The sequence below is a fragment of the Pseudomonas sp. Pf153 genome, from assembly GCF_001269775.1.
GTDB classification, from domain to species: domain Bacteria; phylum Pseudomonadota; class Gammaproteobacteria; order Pseudomonadales; family Pseudomonadaceae; genus Aquipseudomonas; species Aquipseudomonas uvaldensis.
In genome coordinates, this window is the sequence record NZ_LHVL01000018.1 from 562,914 (window position 1) to 585,351 (window position 22,438).

The following is a 22,438-nucleotide window of genomic DNA, read 5'->3' on the forward strand; positions in this document are numbered from 1 at the left end:
GCGAACCACAAGGAGTGCGCCATGACCCAAACGCTGGCTGATATGCGCCGCGACTACACCCGTAACGGCCTGACCGAGGCGCAAGCCCCGGCCGAGCCGTTTGCGCTGTTCCACCAATGGTTCGCTGAGGCGGTGAAAACGGAACAGGCCCCGGTGGAGGCCAACGCCATGACCCTGGCGACGGTAGATGCCGACGGACGTCCTCACTGCCGCATCCTGCTGCTCAAGGGCCTGGACGCACAGGGCTTCACATTCTTCACCAACTATGACAGTGCCAAGGGGCAGCACCTGGCCGCGAATCCGTTTGCGGCCATGACCTTTTTCTGGCCAACCCTTGAGCGCCAGGTGCGCATCGAAGGCAGGGTGGTGAAGGTGACGGCGCAGGAATCGGATGCCTACTATCAGGTACGTCCTCTAGGCAGCCGTCTCGGCGCCTGGGCTTCACCCCAGAGCCGGGTGATTGCCGGGCGTCATGAGCTGGAGGACTTGCTCAAGGCCACGGAGCAGCGTTTCAGCGACAGTCAGCCGCATTGTCCCGAGCATTGGGGCGGTTACCGTTTGTTGCCTGAACGCATCGAGTTCTGGCAAGGCCGCCCGAGTCGCCTGCATGATCGTCTCAACTACCGCCTGGAAGGGGCGGACTGGACTCGCGAGCGTCTGGCCCCGTAGGGGCTGGATAATCTGCCGCAGCGGCCTGGAGCCATTGCGGCAGGTCCCGGCGCTTGATCCGTAGCGCCCGGGCGCGATCCAATTGTTGCAGCATGTAATCCTTCTTCCCCTCGTCCCGCCCTGCCAATGACAGCGCCAGGTCACGATCCACCCAGCGTTTGATCCGTACGTACAGCCACCAGTGGAAGTACAAACCGGCGAGGGTGGTGGCCGCGATGATGAAATAGTCCATGGAAATCCTTGGGCCAACGACGCAGGTTTCGTAAATTGGCGCTACTGTTTTGTGGAATTTCTCGGGTATGCCTGTATCCCACCTGAATGAAAACAATTTTATCCCGGCGAAGCCGTGACAGGCGTCAAGCTGCGGAGTTTAATGAATACCTGTCTTTTGGAGTCTGATGCTATGCGTAAGTCTGTTTTGCTGGTTGCTTCCTTTTCCACGATGGCGATGTTGCTCACTGGTTGTCAGTCGAGCCTGACCGGTGACTCCTATTCCCGTGACGAAGCGCGTCGCGTGCAGACGATTCGCATGGGGACCATCGAAGCCTTGCGTCCGGTCAAGATCGAAGGCACCAAGACCCCGATCGGCGGTGCCGCCGGTGCGGTGGTCGGTGGTGTCGGCGGCAGCGCCATTGGTGGCGGTCGCGGCAGTATCGTCGCCGCGGTGATTGGCGCCGTGGCCGGTGGCCTGATCGGCTCCGCCACCGAAGAAGGCCTGACCCGCACCCAGGGTGTGGAAATCACTGTTCGCGAAGACGACGGCAGCATGCGCGCCTACGTGCAAGAGGTTCAGGAAAACGAAGTGTTCCGTGTGGGCGAGCGGGTTCGTATCGCCACCGTGAACGGTGTGAGCCGCGTTACGCACTAAGCGCAGCGGGAAGGAAAAACCTCGATCAGGTGACTGATCGGGGTTTTTTTATGCCCTTCGTTGAATTGGCCGAAGGTCATGGTCTATTCGTGCGGGACGGACGCTGACCCGGTGGCCAGGGGCGTTCGGTGGTCGCTTGCCGAGCATTGTCGGACTGCTTTGCTGGAACGTCTGATCTTGAGGGGGCGAATCGACCGGGTGAGGGATCGCTACGCCGCGAAAAGGCGTAGCGATCGGTCTTCAAGGATGCGTCAGGACAAGGCTTTGTGCTTGCGGCTGGCCGCTGCGGTCACCCCGTAACCCAGCACTGCCGCGAGGATCGAGCCGGTGAGGATGCCCATCCGATCCATGCCGGCGTACTGGCTTGCGCCGGGCTCGAACGCCAGGGAGCCAACGAACAGGCTCATGGTGAATCCGATGCCGCACAGAATCGCCACCCCCAGTATCTGACCCCAGTTGGCGCCGGCGGGCAGGCCGGCGATACCGGCTTTCACCGCTAGCCAGGTGAGGCCGAACACACCGACGGTCTTGCCCAGCAACAGGCCGATGGCGATGCCCATCGGCACGGGATGGGTGAAACTCTCGACGGTGACACCGCTCAGGGACAGGCCGGCATTGGCAAAGGCGAACAGCGGCAGGATGCCGTACGCGACCCAGGGATGCAGGGCATGCTCCAGGGACAACAGCGGCGAGGTCTCGGCGTTTCTCGTGCGCAGTGGAATGCAGAATGCCAGGGTGACGCCGGCTAACGTGGCGTGCACACCACTCTTGAGCACGCAAACCCAGAGAATCAGGCCTACGACCATGTAGGGACCAAGCTTGACCACTCCCATTCGGTTCATTGCCACCAGCACGGCGATGCACGCCGCTGCCAGCATCAGCGAGAGCGTCGACAAGGCGCCCGAGTAGAAGATCGCGATGATGATAATGGCGCCGAGGTCGTCGATGATCGCCAGGGTCATCAGGAACAGCTTGAGCGACACCGGTACGCGTTTGCCCAGAAGGGCCAGGACCCCCAGGGCGAAGGCGATGTCGGTGGCCGTTGGAATCGCCCAGCCCGAAAGGGCCGCAGGATTGTCGCGGTTGAGAAACCAGTAGATCAGGGCAGGCACCACCATGCCGCCGATGGCTGCGGCGCCCGGCAGGACGATCTGCGATGGTTTTGACAACTGGCCGTCGAGTACCTCGCGCTTGACCTCTAGCCCGATGAGCAGGAAGAACATCGCCATCAGACCATCGTTGATCCACAGCAGCAGGGGCTTGGCGATCTTCAGCGCGCCGATCTGGGCTACTACGGGGGTGTCCAGCAGGCCGCCGTACAGCCAGGACAGGGGCGAGTTGTTGATGACCAGGGCCAGTACGGCAGCGGCGATCAGCAGCAGGCCGCTGGCGGCTTCCAGCTGAAAAAAACGTGTCAGAGAATTACGTAGAGGCAAGATCGCTCTCCATGTCGTCAATCAAAAAGTGGTCACACCCTAACCCGTACCGTTAGTTGTTAAAACAAAAGTTATATTCTTTTTTGTTATATGACGTTACGGCGCCTGAGGTTCGTTCGGGCAGATGCCGGGCATATTGGACCTTAGCTGTACCTGTGCGCGATGTAGTTTTTTTCCTAAGCTTGGGACTGGCTTTTCCGAATATGCGTTGTGCCTGGCCGTCAGGCTTCCCCGCGTCGAACCGATCTGCGAGAAAACACATGAACGACCCCCGCCAGTGGGCACGCGAAGCGATTCGCATCATTGAAGCCGACTTCCAGCGCAGCGCCGATACCCACCTGATCCCGTTGCCACTGCCTGGCTTTCCGGGCATCGAGCTGTATTTCAAGGATGAATCCAGCCATCCCACCGGCAGCCTCAAGCACCGCCTGGCTCGCTCGCTGTTTCTCTACGCGTTGTGTAACGGCTGGCTCAAGCCCGGCGCGCCGGTGATCGAGGCGTCCAGCGGATCGACGGCGATTTCCGAAGCCTATTTCGCCCGGCTGCTGGGCCTGCCCTTCATCGCGGTGATGCCAGCAACCACCTCTCGGGAAAAAATCGCACAGATCGCTTTCTACGGAGGCCAGAGCCATCTGGTGGAGGATCCTACGCAGATCTACGCCGAGTCCGAGCGACTGGCGCGTGAGCATGACGGGCATTTCATCGATCAGTTCACCTACGCCGAACGCGCCACGGACTGGCGGGCCAATAACAACATCGCCGAGTCGATTTTCCAGCAGATGCGTTTCGAGCGGCATCCGGAGCCCAGCTGGTTGATCTCCAGCCCTGGCACCGGGGGCACCACCGCGACTCTGGGGCGCTACGTGCGCTATCGCCAGCATTGTACTCGGGTGCTGTGTGCCGACGCTGAGCGCTCGGTGTTCTTTGACTACTACCGCAGCGGCGATGCAAGCCTGCGCCTGGAGTGCGGTTCGCGGATCGAAGGCATTGGCCGTCCACGGGTCGAGGCGTCGTTCCTGCCCAAGGTCATCGATGCGATGGTCAAGGTACCGGACGCTTTATCGCTGGCCGCCATGCATTACCTGGCGCAACGCCTGGGTCGGCGGGTCGGCGGGTCCAGCGGCACCAACCTGATCGGTGCGCTGATCGCCGCGAAGCGGATGAAGGAGATAGGGGAGTCGGGATCGATCGTGGCGATCCTGTGCGATGGCGGCGAGCGTTATGCCACGACCTATTACGATCCGGCCTGGCTCAAGGCACAGGGATATGAGTTGAGCGGATTGATGGATGCAGTGGCGGCGAGCGTAGAGCGCGGGGAGGCGCTGCCGGAGAGTGTGTTGCGGGCGGGGATTTGAGCTTGAAAACGCTGCCGCCCCTTGTGGGAGCGAGCCCTGCTCGCGATAGCGGCAGAGCAGTCAAATAATGTCTGACTGATCCACCGCCATCGCGAGCAGGCTCGCTCCCGCAAAGGTTGGTGTCAGGTCTTGAGGCCGAGGAGATCCCGCGCCACCGCCTCGGCAATCCGGATCCCGTCCACGCCTGCCGACAGGATCCCGCCTGCATAACCGGCGCCTTCACCCGCCGGGAACAAGCCCTTCACGTTCAGGCTCTGCAACGATTCGTTGCGAGTAATGCGCAGTGGGGACGAAGTACGGGTTTCGATGCCGGTCAATACGGCGTCATGCAGCGAATAGCCGCGAATCTGTTTCTCGAACGCCGGCAGGGCTTCGCGGATGGCCTCGATGGCGAAGTCCGGCAGGGCCAGCGCCAGGTCACCCAGCGAGACCCCTGGCTTGTAGGAGGGCTCGACGCTGCCCAGGGCGGTGGACGGTTTGCCGGCGATGAAGTCACCCACCAATTGCGCCGGGGCCTCGTAGTTGCTGCCACCGAGCACGAAGGCGTGGGATTCCAGGCGTTCCTGAAGCTCGATCCCGGCCAGCGGTCCGCCGGGGTAGTCCACTTCCGGGGTGATGCCGACAACGATGCCGGAGTTGGCATTGCGCTCGTTGCGCGAATATTGGCTCATGCCGTTGGTGACGACGCGATTCGGTTCGGAGGTCGCCGCCACCACGGTCCCGCCCGGGCACATGCAGAAGCTGTACACCGAACGACCGTTCCTGGCGTGGTGCACCAGTTTGTAGTCGGCGGCGCCGAGTTTCGGATGGCCGGCGTATTTACCCAGGCGCGCACTGTCGATCAGCGACTGCGGGTGTTCGATGCGGAAACCCACCGAGAACGGCTTGGCTTCCATGTACACGCCACGGCTGTGGAGCATGCGGAACGTGTCGCGGGCGCTGTGGCCCAAGGCCAGGATGACGTGCCGGGAGTAAAGCCGTTCGCCGCTGGCCAGTTCCACGCCGACCAGTTGGCCGTCTTCGATCAGGACGTCGGTTACCCGCTGCTGGAAGCGTACTTCGCCGCCCAAGGCGCGAATCTGCTCTCGCATGTTTTCCACGACGCCTGTCAGACGGAACGTACCGATGTGCGGCTTACTGACGTACAGGATTTCTTCCGGCGCGCCGGCCTTGACGAACTCGTGCAGCACTTTGCGACCGAGGAACTTCGGGTCCTTGATCTGGCTGTAGAGCTTGCCATCGGAGAACGTCCCCGCGCCACCTTCGCCGAATTGCACGTTGGATTCAGGGTTGAGCACGCTTTTGCGCCACAGGCCCCAGGTGTCCTTGGTGCGCTGGCGGACTTCCGGCCCGCGCTCGAGGATGATCGGCTTGAAACCCATCTGCGCCAGCAACAGCGCTGCGAAGATCCCGCATGGGCCGAAACCCACCACAATCGGCCGCTCGCTCAGGTCCGCCGGTGCCTGGCCGACCATTTTGTAGCTGACATCCGGTGCTTCGTTGACGTTACGGTCATCGGCGAACTTGCGCAGCAGGCCGGCCTCATCGCGCACCGTCAGGTCGAGGGTGTAGATGAAGCACAGCTCGGAGGATTTCTTGCGCGCGTCGTAGCTGCGCTTGAACAGGGTGAAGTCGAGCAGATCATCGTTGGTGATGCCCAGGCGCTGCACGATGGCAGCGCGCAGGTCTTCTTCGGGATGATCGATCGGCAGCTTGAGTTCGGTGATTCGTAACATGACGGGATCCGGTTCGCGGGGCGCACAACTGCGCCAGGGCGTTCAAACCGGCGATTATAAGCTGCAATCCGCAACGCCCGTGAGGTTAAAACGGTCGCTCGTCGAATCAGTCGTCGCGGGCACCGCCGAAGTAGGCGCAGCCGCGCTGGACCTGGCCGTTGACCCGGATTTCGGCGCTCATGTGCTGGACGCTTCCGGTGACGGGATCGACGCAGCGTTGCGGTGCGACCCAAAGTTCGACTGTCTGGCCGTTGGCTTCGGTGCTGAGGTTGAAGCGGCCATCACCCAATTGCTCTTCCAGGTAGGGCACCGCCAGTGTCGGTTGGCCTTCACGCTCCAGTACCATGCCCTTGCCGCTGGCGTTGAGGCTCCACTCGGGGCCATGACCGGCGGCGCGCAGGACCAGCCGCTTGAAGTTCTCGTCATCGCACGCCGTGCTTGAACGCTCCAGGCGATACAGTTGCTCTACGTTGAACTGGCTGTCCGTACCGGCCGCTGCACTGGAGACAATAGGGCCTCGCATATCGGCAAACAGCTTGCCCTGGTCATTGGCCAGGGTCGCGGCTTGTTGCAGCACGCTGGTAGCGCCGCTGTCATTGACGAGGTAGCGACGTTGTTCCTGGCACGGCTGGAAAATCAGCTTGCCATCGGCCGCGGTGAGCTCGCCCTGCATGCGCATCTGGCCAGCGTGGGAAGCGCTCTGGCGGGTGCCGTCGAGCAATTGGCAGCCGGCGAAGAGTGGTAGGAGGGCAACAAGCAGAACGGAACGGGCGGCACGCATCATTGGGTCTCCAGACAGGTGCCGCCACGTTACTCAGACTGGTCCTACACCACAACCCGTAGGCGAGCTCTTATTTAACCGACGTGAAAGGTCTGGCCGGTTTGCAGGCCTTCGACGCTCTTGGCGTAGGCCAATGCGACGTCGGCGGCGGCCACCGGTTTGTAGCCGCGGAAATAGGCAGCGTACTTGTCCATGGACTCCAGCAGCACGTTCGGGCTCACCGAGTTGACTCGCAAGCCTCTTGGCAACTCGATGGCTGCTGCGCGGACGAAACTGTCCAGAGCGCCGTTGACCAAGGCCGCCGAGGCGCCGCTCTTGATCGGGTCATGGCTGAGCACGCCACTGGTGAAGGTAAAGGAGGCTCCGTCATTGGCGAATTCCCGGCCGATCAGCAGCAGGTTGACCTGGCCCATCAGCTTGTCTGTCAGGCCGAGGGCAAAGCTTTCCTCCGTCATGTCGCCCAAGGGGGCGAAGGTGACATTGCCCGCCGCGCAGACCAGCGCATCGAAGCGCCCGGTCTTTTCGAACAGGGCGCGAATCGAGGTGCTGTCGCTGATGTCCACTTGCAAGTCACCGCTGTGGCGGCCGACGCGGACGATTTCGTGACGCGGCGACAGTTCGTTATCGATGGCCGAGCCAATGGTGCCGTTGGCGCCGATCAACAGGATTTTCATGGGGATTCCTCACTGGGTTGAACGAGTTTTCAGTCTAGAGGGATTCTTTACGCTGATAATCATGCTAATAGGCAACCTTTGGTTTTCATCTGGAAACAATCCAATGAGCGAAATGGATGACCTGGCGGCGTTCGCCGTGTTGATCGAGGCGGGTAGTTTTACTCTGGCCGCCCAGCAGTTGGGGTGCAGCAAGGGGCAGTTGTCCAAGCGCATCAGTCTGTTGGAAAGCCGTTTTTCGGTGGTGTTGTTGCAGCGCACCACGCGACGCCTGAGTCTTACGGCGGCGGGGGCGGCGTTGCTGCCCCAGGCCCAGGCATTGCTGGTGCAGGTGGAGCGTGCGCGTCAGGCATTGGCCCGGTTGAAGGATGACATTTGCGGTCCGGTGCGCATGACGGTTCCGGTTTCGCTGGGGGAAACCTTCTTTGATGGGTTGTTGACGGAATTTGCCCGCACCTATCCCGACGTGCAGATCGAACTGGAACTCAACAACGGCTACCGCGATCTGTCCCGGGATGGTTTCGACCTGGCGATCCGTTCCGATGCCGCCATCGATGAACGGCTGGTGGCGCGACCGCTGCTGGCCTGGCATGAGATGACCTGCGCCAGCCCGGCCTATCTCGATCAATACGGCGAACCCCAGACGCCCCAGGCGCTGGCCGAACATCGTTGCCTGCTCAACAGCCATTACAGCGGCCGCGAGGAATGGCTGTACCACCAACGGCATGAGCTGCTGCGGGTGCGTGTCTGCGGGCCGTTCGCCAGCAATCACTACAGCCTGTTGAAAAAAGCGGCCTTGGCCGGTGCCGGAATTGCCCGGCTGCCATCCTACCTGCTGCATGAAGAACTGGCCGACGGGCGCCTGCGCAATGTGCTGCACGATTACCAGACCCGGCGCATGCCGATGTACCTGGTCCACCCGTACCAGGGCGGCCTGCCCAAGCGCACCCAGGTGCTGGCCGACTATCTGATCGATTGGTTCAAGCGCAGTGGCGAGGTGCTGGATCGGCTACAGCGATAGCCCGCTCCACAGGCGTTCCAGTCGCAGTCAGTGGGCGTAGCGCTTGGCGATCAGGTGATCGATCGACAACGATCCCTGGGCCTCTTTGTTTTTAGATACGCGCAACCCTGTGGCGAGTGGCCCAGACAAAAAAACGGCCCGAAGGCCGTTTTTTTGGGTTTACCGCAACCGCTCAGCCGCCCAGGTAGGCCTCGCGCACTTTCGGGTCGGTCAGCAGCGCTTCACCGGTGCCCTGCATCACCACCCGGCCGTTTTCCAGCACATAGGCACGGTCAGCGATTTTCAATGCCTGGTTGGCGTTCTGCTCCACGAGGAACACCGTCACGCCATCCTTGCGCAGCTGTTCGATGATGTCGAAGATCTGCTGGATGATGATCGGCGCCAGGCCCAGGGACGGCTCGTCGAGCAGCAGCAGCTTGGGCTTGCTCATCAGCGCACGGCCAATGGCGAGCATCTGCTGTTCACCACCGGACATGGTGCCGCCACGCTGGGTAAAGCGCTCTTTCAGGCGTGGGAAAAGGTGCAGCACCTTGTCCATCTGTTCCTGATAGTCGCCCTTGTCGGTGAAGAATCCGCCCATGGCGAGGTTTTCTTCCACGGTCAGCCGGGCGAATACCCGACGGCCTTCCGGCACGACGGCGATGCTCTTGCGCATGATATGCGACGAGTCCTGGCCTACCAGTTCCTCACCCATGTAGCGGATGCTGCCGCTGTGGGCCCGTGGCGAACCGCAGAGCGTCATCAGCAGAGTGGACTTGCCGGCGCCGTTGGCACCGATCAACGTGACGATTTCGCCCTGGCGAACTTCCACGTTGACGCTGTGCAGGGCCTGGATCTTGCCGTAGAAAGTGGAAACGTTTTCGAACTGCAGCATTTACGCTTCCCCCAGGTAGGCTTTGATCACTTCAGGATTGTCGCGGATCTGCTCCGGCGTGCCGTCGGCCAGAGGCGTGCCCTGGTTGATCACGACGATGTGGTCGGAAATGCTCATGACCAGCTTCATGTCGTGCTCGATCAGCAGCACGGTGACGTTGTGCTCTTCACGCAGCACGCTGATCAGGGCTTTCAGGTCCTCGGTTTCCTTCGGGTTCAGACCGGCGGCCGGTTCGTCGAGCATGAGGATCCGCGGGCGGGTCATCATGCAGCGGGCAATTTCCAGGCGACGCTGCTGACCGTAGGCCAGGGTGCCGGCGGTGCGGTTGGCGAATTCCTTGAGATTGACCTTTTCCAGCCAGTACTCGGCGTACTCCATCGCCTCGCGCTCGCTCTTGCGGAACGACGGGGTCTTGAACAGGCCGGCAAAGAAGTTGGTGTTCAGGTGCCGGTGCTGGGCGATCAACAGGTTCTCGATCGCCGTCATGTCCTTGAACAGCCGCACGTTCTGGAAGGTGCGCACCACGCCCTTGAGGGCGATCTTGTGGCCCGGCAGGCCCTGTATCGGCGCGCCATCGAGCAGGATGGTGCCGCCGGTAGGCTGGTAGAAACCGGTCAGGCAGTTGAACACGGTGGTCTTGCCCGCGCCGTTCGGCCCGATCAGTGCCACGACCTGTTTTTCTTTCACGGTCAGGGCCACGCCATTGACCGCCAGCAGGCCGCCGAAGCGCATGCTCAGATTTTCAACTTTGAGGATCTCGCGGCTCATTTGTGCGGCTCCGCTCTTAGTTTGAGTTCGGGGCGTTGCATAGGCAGCAGACCTTGAGGACGCCAGATCATCATCAGCACCATCAAGGCGCCGAACATCAACATGCGGTATTCGCTGAATTCACGCATCATTTCAGGCAACAGGATCATCACGATCGCGGCCAGGATCACACCCAACTGCGAGCCCATACCGCCCAGCACCACGATGGCGAGGATGATCGCCGACTCGATGAAGGTGAAGGACTCCGGCGTCACCAGGCCCTGACGGGCGGCGAAGAAACTGCCGGCGAAACCGGCGAATGCGGCGCCGAGGGTAAAGGCTGACAACTTGATCACGGTCGGATTGAGACCCAGTGCGCGGCAGGCGATTTCGTCTTCACGCAACGCTTCCCACGCGCGACCGATGGGCATGCGCAGCAGGCGGTTGATGACGAACAGCGCGGCCAGGGCCAGTAGCAGTGCGACCAGGTAGAGGAACACCACCTTGCTCACCGGGTTGTAAGTCAGCCCGAAGAAGTGGTGGAAGGTCTGCATGCCCTCGGCCGCGGTGCGGTCGAAGCTCAGACCGAAGAACGTCGGCTTGGGAATGTTGCTGATGCCGTTGGGGCCGCCGGTGAGGTCGGTGAGGTTACGCAGGAACAAGCGGATGATCTCGCCGAAGCCCAGGGTCACGATGGCCAGGTAGTCGCCCCGCAGCCGCAGCACCGGGAAGCCCAGCAGGAAGCCGAAGGTGGCCGCCATCAAGCCGGCGATCGGCAGGCAGATCCAGAAGCTCAGGCCGAAATAATGGGACAGCAGCGCGTAGCTGTAGGCACCGACCGCGTAGAAACCCACGTAGCCCAGGTCCAACAGCCCGGCCAGGCCGACCACGATGTTCAGGCCCAGTCCCAGCAGGACATAAATCAGGATCAGCGTGGCGATATCCACCGCGCCCCGGGAGCCGAAGAACGGCCAGACCAGGGCAACCACGATCAGGCCGATGATGATCTGGCGCTGGGTGCGTGGCAGTGTCAGGAACTGGCTGACCTTGGGTGAAACCAGCGGTCCGCGGTTGGAACGCAGCAGCGTGCCGACCTGTTGGCTGAACAGCACCCGCAGGAACATCAGTACCGAGCACAGGGCAATCACGCTCAGTGTCAGGGGACCGGTGCCGTGCACTTCGAGGTTGACCCCGACGATGCTCAGCTTGAGGCCCAGCACGGGGAAGGCCACGGCCCAGACCAGCGCGGCGCTGAACAGCGCCTGTTTAAGATATTTGTTCATACTTTCTCAACCTCCGGACGGCCCAGGATGCCGGTCGGCCGGAACAACAGGACCAGGACCAGGAGACCGAACGCCACGACGTCCTTGTACTGGTCGCCAAAGATATCGGCGCCGAACGCTTCGGCTACCCCAAGCACCAGCCCGCCGAGCATCGCGCCCGGAATGCTGCCGATGCCACCCAGTACCGCCGCGGTGAAGGCCTTGAGGCCCACCAGGAAACCGGCGTTCGGGTTGATCACGCCATACTGCATGCTCAGCAGTACCGCGGCGACAGCCGCCAGCGCGGCCCCGATGACGAAGGTGAGGGCGATGATGTTGTTGGTGTTGATGCCCAGCAGGTTGGCCATCTTGATGTCCTCGGCGCAGGCGCGACAGGCGCGGCCAAGGCGGGAACGGGAGATGAACAGGGTCAGCCCGAGCATGGCGACCAGGGTCACGACGAACACCAGGATCTGCATGTAGGACACCAGTACTTCTTCGGCGCCGCCCGGGCCGAAGGAGAAGCTCCCCGGGATCAGGTTGGGAATCGATTTGTCCTTGGAGTCCTGGGACAGCAATACGGTGTTCTGCAGGAAAATCGACATGCCGATGGCGGAAATCAGCGGGATCAACCGGTTGCTGCTACGCAAGGGGCGATAGGCAACGCGTTCGATACTGTAGCCGTAGGCACTGGTTACGATGATCGATGCCACGAACGCGGCGGTCATCAACAGCGGCAGTGAATCGATACCCATCATGGCCAGCCCGGCAAGGGCAATGAAGGCCACATAGGAACCGATCATGTAGACCTCGCCATGGGCGAAGTTAATCATTCCAATGATGCCGTAAACCATTGTGTAGCCAATGGCTATCAAGGCATAGGTGCTGCCAATGGTCAGGCCATTAACCAGCTGTTGGAAAAAATGATAGATCTCAGGCATTACAGCGCTCCTAAAAACCCGATACGCATTTCACTGGTGGAGTCATGTTCCGGCCCGGTGCTGTGTTCTCTGATCACATTTGCTCCAAGCGTTTGCCAGCGAACCGCTGGTGACGGTTTTAAGATTTTCAGGTGAACCAGCGCCCGGATCGCGGGTGCCTGGCCCATAAACCTCGTAAAACAAAGCCCACTGCTTGCACAGTGGGCTTGTTGACCAGTAATGCCTGGCTTACTGAGGGGAGACTTCAGTTTTCGGCTTGTTGAAATGCCATTCGTAAACCACGAACTTGAAGTCCTTCAGGTCGCCCTTCTCGTCGAACGACAGGTCGCCGGTCGGCGTCTTGAAGGTGCCTTTATGGATGGTTTCGGCGACCTTGGCGGTGTCGTCGCTCTTGGCGGCCTTGATGCCTTCGGCGATCAGTTGGACGGCGGAGTAGGCTGGGAACACGAACGGACCGCTTGGATCCTTGCCGTCGGCCTTGATGGCATCGACGACGGCCTTGTTCGCCGGGTCGGCATCGAAGGACTTCGGCAGAGTCACCAGCAGGCCTTCGGAAGCGTCCTGGGCGATCTGGGCGATGGACTCGTTGCCGACGCCTTCAGGCCCCATGAACTTGGCTTTCAGGCCCTTTTCCTTGGACTGACGCAGAATCAGGCCCAGTTCAGGGTGGTAGCCGCCGTAGTAGACGAAGTCGACATTGTTCTGCTTGAGGCGCTGGATGATCGAGGAGAAATCCTTGTCGCCGGCGTTCAGGCCTTCGAACACGGCCACTTTCACGCCTTTGGCTTCGAGGGTTTTCTTCACGGCGCTGGCGATACCTTCACCGTACTGCTGCTTGTCGTGCAGGACAGCCACGACTTTCGGCTTGACGTGGTCGGCGATGTAGTTGCCGGCGGCAGGACCCTGGGCGCTGTCCAGGCCGATGGTGCGGAAGATCATCTTGTAACCACGGGCGGTGATGTCCGGGCTGGTGGCGGCCGGGGTGATCATGATCACGCCTTCGTCTTCGTAGATGTCCGAAGCTGGCTGGGTGGAGCTGGAGCACAGGTGGCCGACGACGAACTTGACGCCATCGTTGACCACTTTGTTCGCCACGGCAACGGCCTGTTTAGGGTCGCAGGCGTCGTCGTATTCCTTGACTTCGAGCATCTTGCCATCGACGCCGCCCTTGGCGTTGATGTCCTTGACGGCTTGGTTTGCGCCAGCGAATTGCATGTCGCCGTATTGGGTGACTGCACCCGTCTTCGGACCGGCGATGCCGATCGTGATGGTGTCGGCGGCGAACGAATGGCTGGCAACCCCAGCCAGAACCATAGCGGCAAACAGTTTGGAAATCTGCTTAGTAGCCTTAGTCATAGTGCTCCACTCATGCTGTTGTAGTTTTTATAGTCCTGGCGCCGCAGCGGCAGAACCGGGTCAGATATGCTGGATATCCCCACGGAAAATGCCCCCGGCAACTGTACCGGTACAGTGTAGAGCGCCCGTTGTTGGCAAGGGAAGCTGGCGCTTGGGGACAAAATCAGAGGGTGTCGCTTTATTGAAAGAAAAAGACAGAAAAGCGGCGGGCGGTGTCCGGTCTGATCGGCAATCCCTGGCAATGCTGTTTCTTTTCAATGGTCACTCCTGTTGCTACCGGGTTTTTCTGCCGGACCACCGACGTTATCATTCGCGCCGATTTCTTTTCCGGACAGTGCCCATGAATCAAGAACCTAGCACCCTCTATGCCAAGCTGCTTGGTGAAACGGCCTCCATTACCTGGAAGGAGCTGGAACCGTTCTTTGCCAAGGGTGCCCTATTGTGGGTCGACCCGGCACTGGATTTGATCGCCGCCGCCGAGGCCGTGGCCCAGGACGAAGGGGACAAAGTCGCCGCCTGGCTGGCCGCCGGGCATGTCGCCAAGCTGTCTGAAACGCGGGCGCTGGATTTCGTGGAGCGCGATCCGCTGCTCTGGGCGGTGGTGGTTTCTCCTTGGATCATGATCCAGGAAAGGGCGTCGAAATGATCGATGCACCAAATAAGTGCGCTTATTGAGTGAGAGGAAAGTGTGTAGCTGAGTAGCGTGATGGCGCCGTGCCGTGGTGAAACGCCACAGGGGAGGGTGACGTATACGTAACGGGAACAGTTTATTGAGCAGCCGGTGGGCTGCTTAATTGTTTCTGAATGTTGTAACGGTAACGGATTCAAGATCGCTATCGCGAGCAGGCTCGCTCCCACAGGGACCGCGTCCATCAGGAAGAAACGCGGTCAAATGTGGGAGCGAGCCTGCTCGCGATTCGGGGCAACGCGGTACCAAGCCTGGCTCAGTAAGTCCGCCCGGTATGGTTATTAAGGGAAATAACCTTGGTCTTGCCAATGCGGTGCCGGTAGATCTCGCGCAGGTACTTGATGGCCTTCTTCACGCAGTCCCGGGACAGGCGGATATCGTTGATCGACACGAACTTCTCCTTGTCGCTGATCAGCTCGCGGTATTTCTTTTCGTACATCGGCTTGATCGCATACCAGTTGGTGTCGAGGATCTTTGCCGGGTTCTCGAATTCGTTGAGCAGGTCGTCGATCCGTTCCTCGTCGAAGTCTTCGTTGATGATGAAGTCCAGGATCGAGTTGTCCAGGGTGTCGTCGAAGCGATACGGGTTGCGGGCGAAGCAGCGCTTGATGAAGGCCACGATCAGCGTCAGGAAATCGTCCGACAGGCATGGGCTCTTGGCGATCAGGGTGGTCAGCGACAGGTTGGCCGAGGCGCCGATCACCAGGGCATAGCGCTTGAGGGTGGTATTGGGAAACAGGCTGTTGAGGTGGGTCTTGAGCCGGTTCAGGTCCATATAGGACAGCTTGTAGTCCTTGGGCAGCGAGACGATGGAGACCACCGACGAGCAGTTCTTGAAGAAATGCAGGTCGTGCAGGGCCGCGGCATCGTAGCCGGAGTTCTTGTACTGCTCCAGCGAGGCCCGGTAGCGCTTGGATTCGATCGGCAGCAGGCTGATGCCTTCGATGGCCTGGGTCACCTTGTTGAAATGCGGCAGATCGATGGAGCGGAAGAACAGGTCATCGATGTTCAGGCGTGGCGGCTCTTTATCGAACACCTTGAACTTGTCGTTGCTGGGTGCCGGGGTTTCCGGAACGACGGATTCGGCGTAGGCAATCGCCACAGGGCCGGCCAGGCTCATGAACAGGTCGTTGGCATCCAGGCGGATGGTTTCGCCGATATCGATACCGGCGCGACGGAAATAGTTCTGGTCGTAGTCGGTGGTGACGGCCTGGGCCGTCAGGATGTTGAAGATCTGCTGGGAGATGTACTGGTTGGCGTGCTTCTCCATGGCATTGACATCGATGTTCTGGATGTTGCCGTCATCGCTTTCTTCGGCGTAGCGCATGATGTCGTTGGAAATCAGCATCATCGCGTTCCAGGGACGGATACGGCCCATGACGCTGGCTTCGCTGCTGTCTTCATTGGCGAAGTTGTACGAGAAATCCCATTCTTCCGAGAGGTATTTGCACAGCAGGCGTCCGGCGTTGATGTGCAATGCCTCGGACATTTCGCTGCGGTGATCGGAAATGTTCGGCAGCACGCAAATGCCGCTGGTGAAGATCGGCTCGAAGACGAAAGAGTGGCCGCTCTTGCTGTCATGCTCGTCCATCGGCTTGGTGTCGAACGTCTTGTTCATGTAGGAGTATTGCTGGGCCAGGCCGAACTCCGACGCCATGCCTGAACCGGTACCGCCGCCGGCACTGAAGATCGAGAAATACAGGCGCGACTGGTTGGCCTTGATGCCGCAGCTGTCGATCAGGTACGAGTGGATCATTTTCCAGTCAGGGCTGGAAAAGCGCTGGGTGTCCTTGTTCAGGATGATCTTGGCCAGGTACTGGCCGAGGATGGGAGCGTTACCGGCACCCCCGGCATGAACCTCCGACAGGTCCATGATTTTCATCTTGCTGTAGTCACGCAGGAAGCCGCTTTTTTCGCCCTTGCGCGAGAAGCGGATGCGCCCGGCGATGTCCTTGTCCAGGTCGCCGAGCATGACCAGAGGCTCCACCAGGAACACCGGCTTGGTTGCCTTGCCTGTGCCCAGGCGCAGGTTGGTGCGGATCCACTGTGCAGGCCGGTAGCCCTTGTCGTTGTAGCCCTTGTCCTCGGCATTGAATTCGTTGAGGTAGAACTTGCGGGCGTTGTACACCAGCTCCGCCACATCCAGGGCAATGTTTGAACCGCAACGACCCAGGCCGATCAGGCACACCGACGGGAATTCCTGCTGGTCGCGTTCGCTTTCCTCGTCCACCAGATGCGCAGGGCGCGGGAAAACGGTGTCACGCAGGCCGTCGAGGTTATCGAGGATACGGTCGGTGTTTGTTTCGGTGAAGTACAGGTACTGCTGGGACGACAGGGCGCGCAGGCCACCCGGGGACTTTGAGGTTTCAGGTCCGTTGGCGGCCGGGCTCAGGGTCAGATCGGATAACGCAGTGGAGGTTTTTTTTGAGGTCATGGTGCGCGTATGCCTGAGCTGTTCGGCTCGACAATCGTTGTCATCGAACCATCGCTGATGGGAGCTCGCGCCCTGGTTGGCGCGAAGGTCGGCCCAAGCGTTCAGGACAGCAGCCTGACAGCGCTCGGGTAAATCTATTCATGTTGGATCGGCCAGCGAGGGATGATCTTTAATCAGGATTGGGCAAAATGATGGCAATTGTCACAGTCACTTGATTGCCGTCAATAAACCCGCCGCACCCATGGCCCGGTATCAGCGGGGCGAATGATTGGAGACAGCCCGCGCTGCGCTATCTAGATTGCAGATTCAGGGCCCGGATGCCTCGCCGTTGCCCCATAACAATAAAGAGACGGACCCATGCAGAACTCGACCCAAGCGGCGAATGCCTGGCGCATTCTGTTCCTGTTGTTCCTGGCCAACCTGTTCAACTTTTTCGACCGCACCATCCCGGCCATCATCATCGAGCCGATTCGCATGGAGTGGAGCCTCAGCGACTTCCAGATTGGCATCATCGGTACGGCCTTCACCATCGTCTACGCCATCGCTGGCCTGCCGTTGGGGCGCATGGCCGATACCGGTTCGCGCAGCCGGTTGATGGGCTGGGGGCTGGCGGCCTGGAGCGGGCTGACGGCGGTCAATGGCCTGGTGGGCAGCTTCTGGGCATTCCTGGTGGTGCGCATGGGGGTGGGGATTGGTGAGGCCAGTTATGCGCCAGCGGCCAACTCGTTAATCGGCGACTTGTTTCCGGCCCACCGCCGGGCGCGGGCCATGGGTATCTTCATGCTGGGGTTGCCAATCGGGCTGCTGTTGGCCTTCTTCACCATCGGGGCGATGGTCAAGGCCTTCGACAGTTGGCGGGCCCCGTTCTTTATCGCCGCGGTGCCGGGGTTGGTGCTGGCGGTGTTCATGTTTTTCATCAAGGAGCCCAAGCGCGGCGCGGCGGAAACCGTGCAGGTGTCGCAGGAAAAAATCGACCGGCCGATTCGTCGGGTGCTGGCGATTCCCACGTTCCTGTGGCTGGTGCTGGCGGGGTTGTGCTTCAACTTTGCTACCTATGCCTGCAACTCCTTCCTGGTGCCGATGCTGCAACGCTATTTCCTGATGCCATTGCATGAGGCCGCCGTTGCCACGGGGATCATGGTCGGTGTGACCGGGCTGTTCGGGTTGACCCTGGGGGGCTGGATCGCCGACAAGATTCATCAAAGGGTGCCCAACGGTCGCCTGCTGTTCGCGGCGTTCAGCCTGGTGATCTCTACGCTCACCACGGCGTGGGCGCTGCACGCCGGACGCATTGAAATCGGCGTGTTCGTCGCGGTGTTCAGCGTCGGTTGGCTGTTTGCCTACACCTTCTATACCTGTGTTTACACCGCGATCCAGGACGTGGTGGAACCGCGCTTGCGGGCGACAGCGATGGCGTTGTTCTTCGCCGGCCTGTACCTGCTCGGCGGTGGCCTGGGGCCGGTGGTGGTCGGTGGCTTGTCGGATTATTTCGCCCGCACCGCCATGGCCGCGGCCGGCGTTGACCAGATGACCGAGGCCTTCAAGGCCATTGGCTTGCATGACGCGATGTACCTGATCCCGGTGGCGTTGTTCATGACCATGCTGTTCCTGTTCCTGGCGTCGCGTTGTTTCACCCGCGATGCGAAGAGGATGAAGCAGGGGATGAGTGGGGTGGTCGACCCGGTGGGCACAGCGGCGACAGCATAAATGCCGCACACAAGAAGCAAGCCCTGCACAACCCCTCGCCACGGGTTTCTGCGCTAAGCCTGGTTACCGCACTTTCTCATCCCGCCCACGTAGCAGTTGATTGGGCATCGCCACCGCGGCCGCCAGCCCCAGCAGCGATACCGCCGCGCTGATCAACAGCAGGTGTTGGAACGTGCTCTGCAACTCCTGGCGCAAGGCGTTCTGCGCCGCGCCCGGAGCGGCGTTCAGGCCGTCCAGCAGGACGTTGCCCGAATGTCCTTCGCCCAGCAGCGCCGAACCGCTGAGCTGGGCAAAGCTGGAGTCCTGTAGCAACGCCAGCAGTAACGCCGACATCAGCGCCACGCCCACCGCGCCGCCCAGGGAACGGAACAGGTTGGTGGTGCTGGTGGCGACGCCGATGTCCTGCTGTTGCACTGAATTCTGCGAGCCCACCAGCGAGGTGGGGAACTGCATGCCGGACGCGATGCCACCGAGCAGCATGAACAGGCTGCTGAGCCAGAACGCGCCGGGTGGTGTGAAGGCCATACCGAGAATGGCGAAAGGAAAGAGCAGGGCGCCGCTGAGGATCATCGGTTTGTAACGGCCCGTGACCGATGTGCGCCGCCCCGCGAAATACGCGCCCATGGGCAATCCCATCGCCAGCGGCAACAGGTGCAACGCTGCGCTGTCGGCGCCTGCACCGGTCACGCTCTGAAAGCGCAACGGTACCAGCACGGTCAGGGAAATCGCCTGGAAACTGGTGAAGAAAACGGTGCACCAGCACAGCACCGCGCTGCGGTTGACGAACAAGTGCATTGGCAACAGGGGCTCCTTTGCCCGGCGCTCATGCCAGACGAAGACTGCCAGTGCCACCACCGCACCACCCAGCAACGCCAGCACGTCCTGGCTGTGCCAGGCGTATCCCTGGCCGATTTGGGTTATGCCCAGCAGCAACGCGGTCAGGCCGATGATCAGGAGCACGGTGCCCAGGTAGTCGATGATCGGCGTACGTTGCGGCACCGCCAGCCCGACCAGGGTGCGCCGGGCCACCAGCCAGGCGCCCAGGCCCAGCGGCAAGTTGATCCAGAACACCCAGCGCCACGACAGGTACTCGGTCATGTAGCCACCCAGCACCGGCCCGGCGACGCTGGCTACCGCGTACATGCTGCTGAAATAGCCCTGGTAGCGACCCCGCTCGCGGGGCGGCACGATGTCGCCGATGATTGCCTGGCTGACGGAAATCATGCCGCCGGCGCCGATGCCCTGGACGATCCGCGCCAGTACCAACTGCTCCATGCTTTGCGCCAGCCCGCAGAAGAGCGAGGCCAGGGTAAACAGGCCCATGCCGAACAGCATCAGCGGGCGCCGTCCATAGAGGTCACCGAGCTTGCCGTAGATCGGCACCGCCACGGTCATGGACACCATGTAGCCGGAGATCACCCAGGCCAGCAGGCTGAGATCCTTGAACTGGGCGGAAATGGCAGGCATCGAGACGGCGACGATGGTCTGGTCCAGGGCACCCAGGAAAATCGCCAGCATCAGTGCGATCAGGATGCTGTGAATGGCGGGTTGTTGGGCTTGGGCAGTGTTGAGGTGATTCAAGGTAAACCTGCGGGCGTCACGCCGGGGCCGGAGCCCGCAGTGTAAATCGGTAGGCGGCTATTCGATAGGCTCGTAAGGAAGCCCGACGTAGTTTTCTGCGATGGTTTTTCTCCCGGCCTCGGAGTCGACGAAGTATTCCAGCTCCGCTTCGCTGATACGCTGGCCGAAGGCATCGTCGTCGAAACGATGCAGCATCGAGGTCATCCACCAGGAGAAGCGCTCGGCTTTCCAGACCCGGCGCAGGCAGATGGGCGAATACTGCCGCAGCAGGTCCACGCGCCCCTCGCGATAGACCTTGAGCAAGATGTCGAACAGCGTGCTGACATCGCTGGCCGCCAGGTTCAGCCCCTTGGCGCCGGTGGGCGGGACGATGTGAGCAGCGTCGCCCACCAGGAACAGGCGCCCGTGCTGCATGGGTTCGACCACGAAGCTGCGCAGTGGCGCGATGCTTTTTTCGATGGAAGGACCGGTCACCAGCGCTTCGGCCAGGTCGCTGGGCAGGCGGCGCTTGAGTTCGGCCCAGAAACGGTCGTCCGGCCAGTCCGCTATCTGTTCCTCGGCGGGCACTTGCAAGTAGTAGCGGGTGCGGGTCCTGGAGCGCATGCTGCACAGGGCGAAACCGCGTTCGTGGCGGGCGTAGACCAGTTCCTCATGGACCGGTGGCGTGTCGGCCAGGATGCCGAGCCAGCCGAACGGGTAGACCCGCTCGAAGACCTTGAGGTTTTCCGCCGGAATCGACTGCCGGGTGACGCCGTGAAAACCGTCGCAACCGGCGATGTAGTCGCACTCCAGGCGCCAGGTTTGCCCTTGATGCTCGAAGGTAACGAAGGGGTGGTCGGTCTGGATGTCGTGGGGCTGGACCTTGTCGACCTGATACAGCGTGCGGCCGCCAGCCGCTTCGCGCACGGCCATCAGGTCGCGGGTCACCTCGGTCTGGCCGTAGACCATCACATGTTTGCCGCCGGTCAGGCCCTTGAGGTCGATGTGTACCCGACGACCGTTGAGCGCCAGTTCAAAACCGTCATGGGGCAGGCCCTCGGCGTCCATGCGGTGGCCGACGCCGGCCTTGCGCAGGAGTTCGGCCATGCCTTGCTCCAGCACCCCGGCCCGGATGCGGCTCAGGACGTAATCCGGGGCCTGGCGTTCGAGGATCAACGTGTCGATTCCGGCATTGTGCAATAGCTGGCCAAGCAGCAGTCCAGAGGGGCCGGCGCCGATAATGGCGACTTGGGTCTTGAGGGTTCTCATTGTTGTTATGACTCTCACGAAGCACGCGACCAGGGTCGGTGATGATTGGTACGTGCATTTTTTGCTTGCAGACCTGTCGATTGAAGGGGAAAACTGAGCCGATTCCTGTACTTTCTGCCAATCGGTGCGATTATCGCCCGCAACCCAAGGCCGATCCTCGTTATGAAGAAAACCGACCTGCCTTCGATCCCGGTGTTCAAACTCTACGGTGAAAGCCAGGATTGGCCGACGCCGGATCTTCTGCATTGCGAAACCATTTCCAAGCGCAGCCGCGAGCATCAATGGGAAATCAAACCGCACAGGCATGCCGATCTCTGCCAGTTGCTGTTTGTGTACCAGGGACAAGCGGAGCTGGAAATCGAGGGGCAGCGCGCGCTGCTCAGCCCGCCCACGGTGCAGATCCTGCCGCCACTGTCGGTCCACGGCTTTCGTTTTTCCGAGGATGTGGAGGGTTACGTGGTGACCCTGGCGGCGCCGCTGGTGACGCATTTGCAGGCGCAACTTGGCCATTCGGTCAATATCCTGGCCCAGGCCGACAGCTATCCGGCCGGGGACAACGCCGAATACCTCAACAGCCTGTTCAGTGCCTTGCAGGACGAATATTTGGGGCATCAACCGGCCCGGGAAATGCTCATGCACGCCTTGGTCAGCGTGATCATGGTCTGGGTCAGTCGCCAGGTGATGCAGCGGCGCACCAAGGCCCAGCGTCCACAGCGGGCCCGGGAATACCTCAACGGGTTTATCCAGTTGGTGGAAGAAACTTATCGCCAGCACGTGAAGGTCGAGGACCTGGCTCATCGCCTGGGCATTTCGGTGTCGCACCTCAACGGCACCTGCCGCGAGCTGGCGGGGCAACCGGCGTTGCAGATCATGCATGAGCGTCAATTGCTGGAAGCCAAGCGACTGTTGACCTATACCGGCCTGACTATCTACGAGATTTCAGAGATGCTCGGGTTTTCCGACCCGACCAATTTCACCCGGCTGTTTCGCCGGCGGGTCGGTATTTCACCCAAGGCCTTCCGCGACCGGCTCAAGACCGATCAGCCGGACGACTGAACCCGCT

General features: G+C 61.1%; 20 protein-coding genes. 7 read left to right on the top strand and 13 right to left on the bottom strand.

All coding sequences use genetic code 11. The features are described 5' to 3' along the window. The first annotated feature begins 21 nt into the window (after nt 1-21). Nucleotides 22-669 carry a pyridoxamine 5'-phosphate oxidase gene (pdxH, locus tag AD666_RS14770; protein WP_053153050.1) on the top strand — a complete coding sequence of 216 codons (648 nt, stop codon included), beginning with the start codon at nt 22-24 and terminating at the stop codon, nt 667-669. Here the strand turns inward: pdxH and AD666_RS26070 are convergent. After that, nucleotides 617-901: a hypothetical protein gene (locus AD666_RS26070; protein ID WP_082339786.1), complete on the bottom strand. Its 285-nt coding sequence runs from the start codon at nt 899-901 to the stop codon at nt 617-619. The two genes, pdxH and AD666_RS26070, sit on opposite strands and share 53 nt — an antisense overlap. 171 nt (nt 902-1,072) lie before the next feature. Between AD666_RS26070 and AD666_RS14775 the strand changes: the two genes are divergently transcribed. Continuing rightward, a complete protein-coding gene (locus AD666_RS14775) occupies nt 1,073-1,537 on the top strand; it encodes a glycine zipper 2TM domain-containing protein (RefSeq protein ID WP_053153052.1) in 465 nt (154 codons plus the stop codon). Between the two features lie 251 nt (nt 1,538-1,788). On the opposite strand, the gene nhaA is transcribed toward AD666_RS14775, so the two are convergent. Further along, complete coding sequence (gene nhaA / locus AD666_RS14780) at nt 1,789-2,973, bottom strand: Na+/H+ antiporter NhaA (RefSeq protein ID WP_053153055.1); 1,185 nt, start codon at nt 2,971-2,973, stop codon at nt 1,789-1,791. A 260-nt stretch (nt 2,974-3,233) separates the two neighbouring features. Between nhaA and AD666_RS14785 the strand changes: the two genes are divergently transcribed. After that, nucleotides 3,234-4,328, top strand: a complete 1,095-nt coding sequence (locus tag AD666_RS14785) for a PLP-dependent cysteine synthase family protein (protein ID WP_053153059.1) — start codon at nt 3,234-3,236, stop codon at nt 4,326-4,328. A 122-nt stretch (nt 4,329-4,450) separates the two neighbouring features. Here the strand turns inward: AD666_RS14785 and AD666_RS14790 are convergent, their stop codons facing one another. From AD666_RS14790 to AD666_RS14800, 3 genes are all read right to left on the bottom strand, one after another. Then, nucleotides 4,451-6,064, bottom strand: coding sequence for an NAD(P)/FAD-dependent oxidoreductase (locus AD666_RS14790; RefSeq protein ID WP_053153061.1), 1,614 nt, complete (start codon nt 6,062-6,064; stop codon nt 4,451-4,453). A gap of 106 nt (nt 6,065-6,170) precedes the next feature. Further along, on the bottom strand, nt 6,171-6,845 hold the full coding sequence (locus AD666_RS14795; RefSeq protein ID WP_053153264.1) for a COG3650 family protein: 675 nt from the start codon (nt 6,843-6,845) through the stop codon (nt 6,171-6,173). A 74-nt stretch (nt 6,846-6,919) separates the two neighbouring features. Next, nucleotides 6,920-7,519 (bottom strand): short chain dehydrogenase, encoded by a 600-nt coding sequence (locus tag AD666_RS14800; protein ID WP_053153064.1) that lies wholly within the window; start codon nt 7,517-7,519, stop codon nt 6,920-6,922. A 103-nt stretch (nt 7,520-7,622) separates the two neighbouring features. Here AD666_RS14800 and AD666_RS14805 point away from each other — a divergent pair, with 103 nt between their 5' ends. Further along, the gene (locus tag AD666_RS14805; RefSeq protein WP_053153066.1) at nt 7,623-8,537 is read left to right on the top strand and encodes a LysR family transcriptional regulator; all 915 of its coding nucleotides are present in this window, start codon (nt 7,623-7,625) and stop codon (nt 8,535-8,537) included. A gap of 172 nt (nt 8,538-8,709) precedes the next feature. Here AD666_RS14805 and AD666_RS14810 read toward each other — a convergent pair whose 3' ends face one another. The 5 genes from AD666_RS14810 to AD666_RS14830 form a co-directional block, all read right to left on the bottom strand. Continuing rightward, entirely contained in the window at nt 8,710-9,411 is a 702-nt protein-coding gene (locus tag AD666_RS14810; RefSeq protein ID WP_053153070.1) for an ABC transporter ATP-binding protein, read from the bottom strand. Continuing rightward, nucleotides 9,412-10,179, bottom strand: coding sequence for a high-affinity branched-chain amino acid ABC transporter ATP-binding protein LivG (livG, locus tag AD666_RS14815; RefSeq protein ID WP_053153072.1), 768 nt, complete (start codon nt 10,177-10,179; stop codon nt 9,412-9,414). Next, nucleotides 10,176-11,441: a high-affinity branched-chain amino acid ABC transporter permease LivM gene (locus tag AD666_RS14820; protein WP_053153074.1), complete on the bottom strand. Its 1,266-nt coding sequence runs from the start codon at nt 11,439-11,441 to the stop codon at nt 10,176-10,178. Before AD666_RS14820 ends, livG begins: the two co-directional genes overlap by 4 nt. Beyond that, a complete protein-coding gene (gene livH, locus AD666_RS14825; protein ID WP_053153077.1) occupies nt 11,438-12,361 on the bottom strand; it encodes a high-affinity branched-chain amino acid ABC transporter permease LivH in 924 nt (307 codons plus the stop codon). The genes AD666_RS14820 and livH overlap by 4 nt, the downstream gene beginning before the upstream one ends. 228 nt (nt 12,362-12,589) lie before the next feature. Then, a complete protein-coding gene (locus tag AD666_RS14830) occupies nt 12,590-13,717 on the bottom strand; it encodes a branched-chain amino acid ABC transporter substrate-binding protein (protein ID WP_053153081.1) in 1,128 nt (375 codons plus the stop codon). A gap of 340 nt (nt 13,718-14,057) precedes the next feature. Here AD666_RS14830 and AD666_RS14835 point away from each other — a divergent pair, with 340 nt between their 5' ends. Next, nucleotides 14,058-14,363 carry a DUF2288 domain-containing protein gene (locus AD666_RS14835; protein WP_053153083.1) on the top strand — a complete coding sequence of 102 codons (306 nt, stop codon included), beginning with the start codon at nt 14,058-14,060 and terminating at the stop codon, nt 14,361-14,363. 298 nt (nt 14,364-14,661) lie between these two features. Here AD666_RS14835 and AD666_RS14840 read toward each other — a convergent pair whose 3' ends face one another. Next, nucleotides 14,662-16,839 (bottom strand): hypothetical protein, encoded by a 2,178-nt coding sequence (locus tag AD666_RS14840; RefSeq protein WP_053153085.1) that lies wholly within the window; start codon nt 16,837-16,839, stop codon nt 14,662-14,664. Nucleotides 16,840-17,196: 357 nt separating this feature from the next. Here AD666_RS14840 and AD666_RS14845 point away from each other — a divergent pair, with 357 nt between their 5' ends. Continuing rightward, complete coding sequence (locus AD666_RS14845; protein WP_053153087.1) at nt 17,197-18,546, top strand: MFS transporter; 1,350 nt, start codon at nt 17,197-17,199, stop codon at nt 18,544-18,546. 63 nt (nt 18,547-18,609) lie between these two features. Here AD666_RS14845 and AD666_RS14850 read toward each other — a convergent pair whose 3' ends face one another. Beyond that, complete coding sequence (locus AD666_RS14850) at nt 18,610-20,064, bottom strand: MDR family MFS transporter (RefSeq protein ID WP_371259594.1); 1,455 nt, start codon at nt 20,062-20,064, stop codon at nt 18,610-18,612. Between the two features lie 120 nt (nt 20,065-20,184). Beyond that, nucleotides 20,185-21,375 (bottom strand): 4-hydroxybenzoate 3-monooxygenase, encoded by a 1,191-nt coding sequence (pobA, locus tag AD666_RS14855; protein WP_053153092.1) that lies wholly within the window; start codon nt 21,373-21,375, stop codon nt 20,185-20,187. A 162-nt stretch (nt 21,376-21,537) separates the two neighbouring features. Here pobA and AD666_RS14860 point away from each other — a divergent pair, with 162 nt between their 5' ends. Continuing rightward, a complete protein-coding gene (locus AD666_RS14860) occupies nt 21,538-22,431 on the top strand; it encodes a helix-turn-helix domain-containing protein (protein WP_053153095.1) in 894 nt (297 codons plus the stop codon). Nucleotides 22,432-22,438 lie beyond the last annotated feature (7 nt).

Bases quoted from the DNA above. Each gene is read 5' to 3' on its own strand.
- pdxH (WP_053153050.1), top strand. From the start codon at position 22: ATGACCCAAACGCTGGCTGATATGCGCCGCGACTACACCCGTAACGGC.
- AD666_RS26070 (WP_082339786.1), bottom strand. From the start codon at position 901: ATGGACTATTTCATCATCGCGGCCACCACCCTCGCCGGTTTGTACTTC.
- AD666_RS14775 (WP_053153052.1), top strand. From the start codon at position 1,073: ATGCGTAAGTCTGTTTTGCTGGTTGCTTCCTTTTCCACGATGGCGATG.
- AD666_RS14785 (WP_053153059.1), top strand. From the start codon at position 3,234: ATGAACGACCCCCGCCAGTGGGCACGCGAAGCGATTCGCATCATTGAA.
- AD666_RS14790 (WP_053153061.1), bottom strand. From the start codon at position 6,064: ATGTTACGAATCACCGAACTCAAGCTGCCGATCGATCATCCCGAAGAA.
- AD666_RS14795 (WP_053153264.1), bottom strand. From the start codon at position 6,845: ATGCGTGCCGCCCGTTCCGTTCTGCTTGTTGCCCTCCTACCACTCTTC.
- AD666_RS14800 (WP_053153064.1), bottom strand. From the start codon at position 7,519: ATGAAAATCCTGTTGATCGGCGCCAACGGCACCATTGGCTCGGCCATC.
- AD666_RS14805 (WP_053153066.1), top strand. From the start codon at position 7,623: ATGAGCGAAATGGATGACCTGGCGGCGTTCGCCGTGTTGATCGAGGCG.
- AD666_RS14810 (WP_053153070.1), bottom strand. From the start codon at position 9,411: ATGCTGCAGTTCGAAAACGTTTCCACTTTCTACGGCAAGATCCAGGCC.
- livG (WP_053153072.1), bottom strand. From the start codon at position 10,179: ATGAGCCGCGAGATCCTCAAAGTTGAAAATCTGAGCATGCGCTTCGGC.
- AD666_RS14820 (WP_053153074.1), bottom strand. From the start codon at position 11,441: ATGAACAAATATCTTAAACAGGCGCTGTTCAGCGCCGCGCTGGTCTGG.
- livH (WP_053153077.1), bottom strand. From the start codon at position 12,361: ATGCCTGAGATCTATCATTTTTTCCAACAGCTGGTTAATGGCCTGACC.
- AD666_RS14830 (WP_053153081.1), bottom strand. From the start codon at position 13,717: ATGACTAAGGCTACTAAGCAGATTTCCAAACTGTTTGCCGCTATGGTT.
- AD666_RS14835 (WP_053153083.1), top strand. From the start codon at position 14,058: ATGAATCAAGAACCTAGCACCCTCTATGCCAAGCTGCTTGGTGAAACG.
- AD666_RS14840 (WP_053153085.1), bottom strand. From the start codon at position 16,839: ATGACCTCAAAAAAAACCTCCACTGCGTTATCCGATCTGACCCTGAGC.
- AD666_RS14845 (WP_053153087.1), top strand. From the start codon at position 17,197: ATGCAGAACTCGACCCAAGCGGCGAATGCCTGGCGCATTCTGTTCCTG.
- AD666_RS14850 (WP_371259594.1), bottom strand. From the start codon at position 20,064: ATGCTGGCGATTTTCCTGGGTGCCCTGGACCAGACCATCGTCGCCGTC.
- pobA (WP_053153092.1), bottom strand. From the start codon at position 21,375: ATGAGAACCCTCAAGACCCAAGTCGCCATTATCGGCGCCGGCCCCTCT.
- AD666_RS14860 (WP_053153095.1), top strand. From the start codon at position 21,538: ATGAAGAAAACCGACCTGCCTTCGATCCCGGTGTTCAAACTCTACGGT.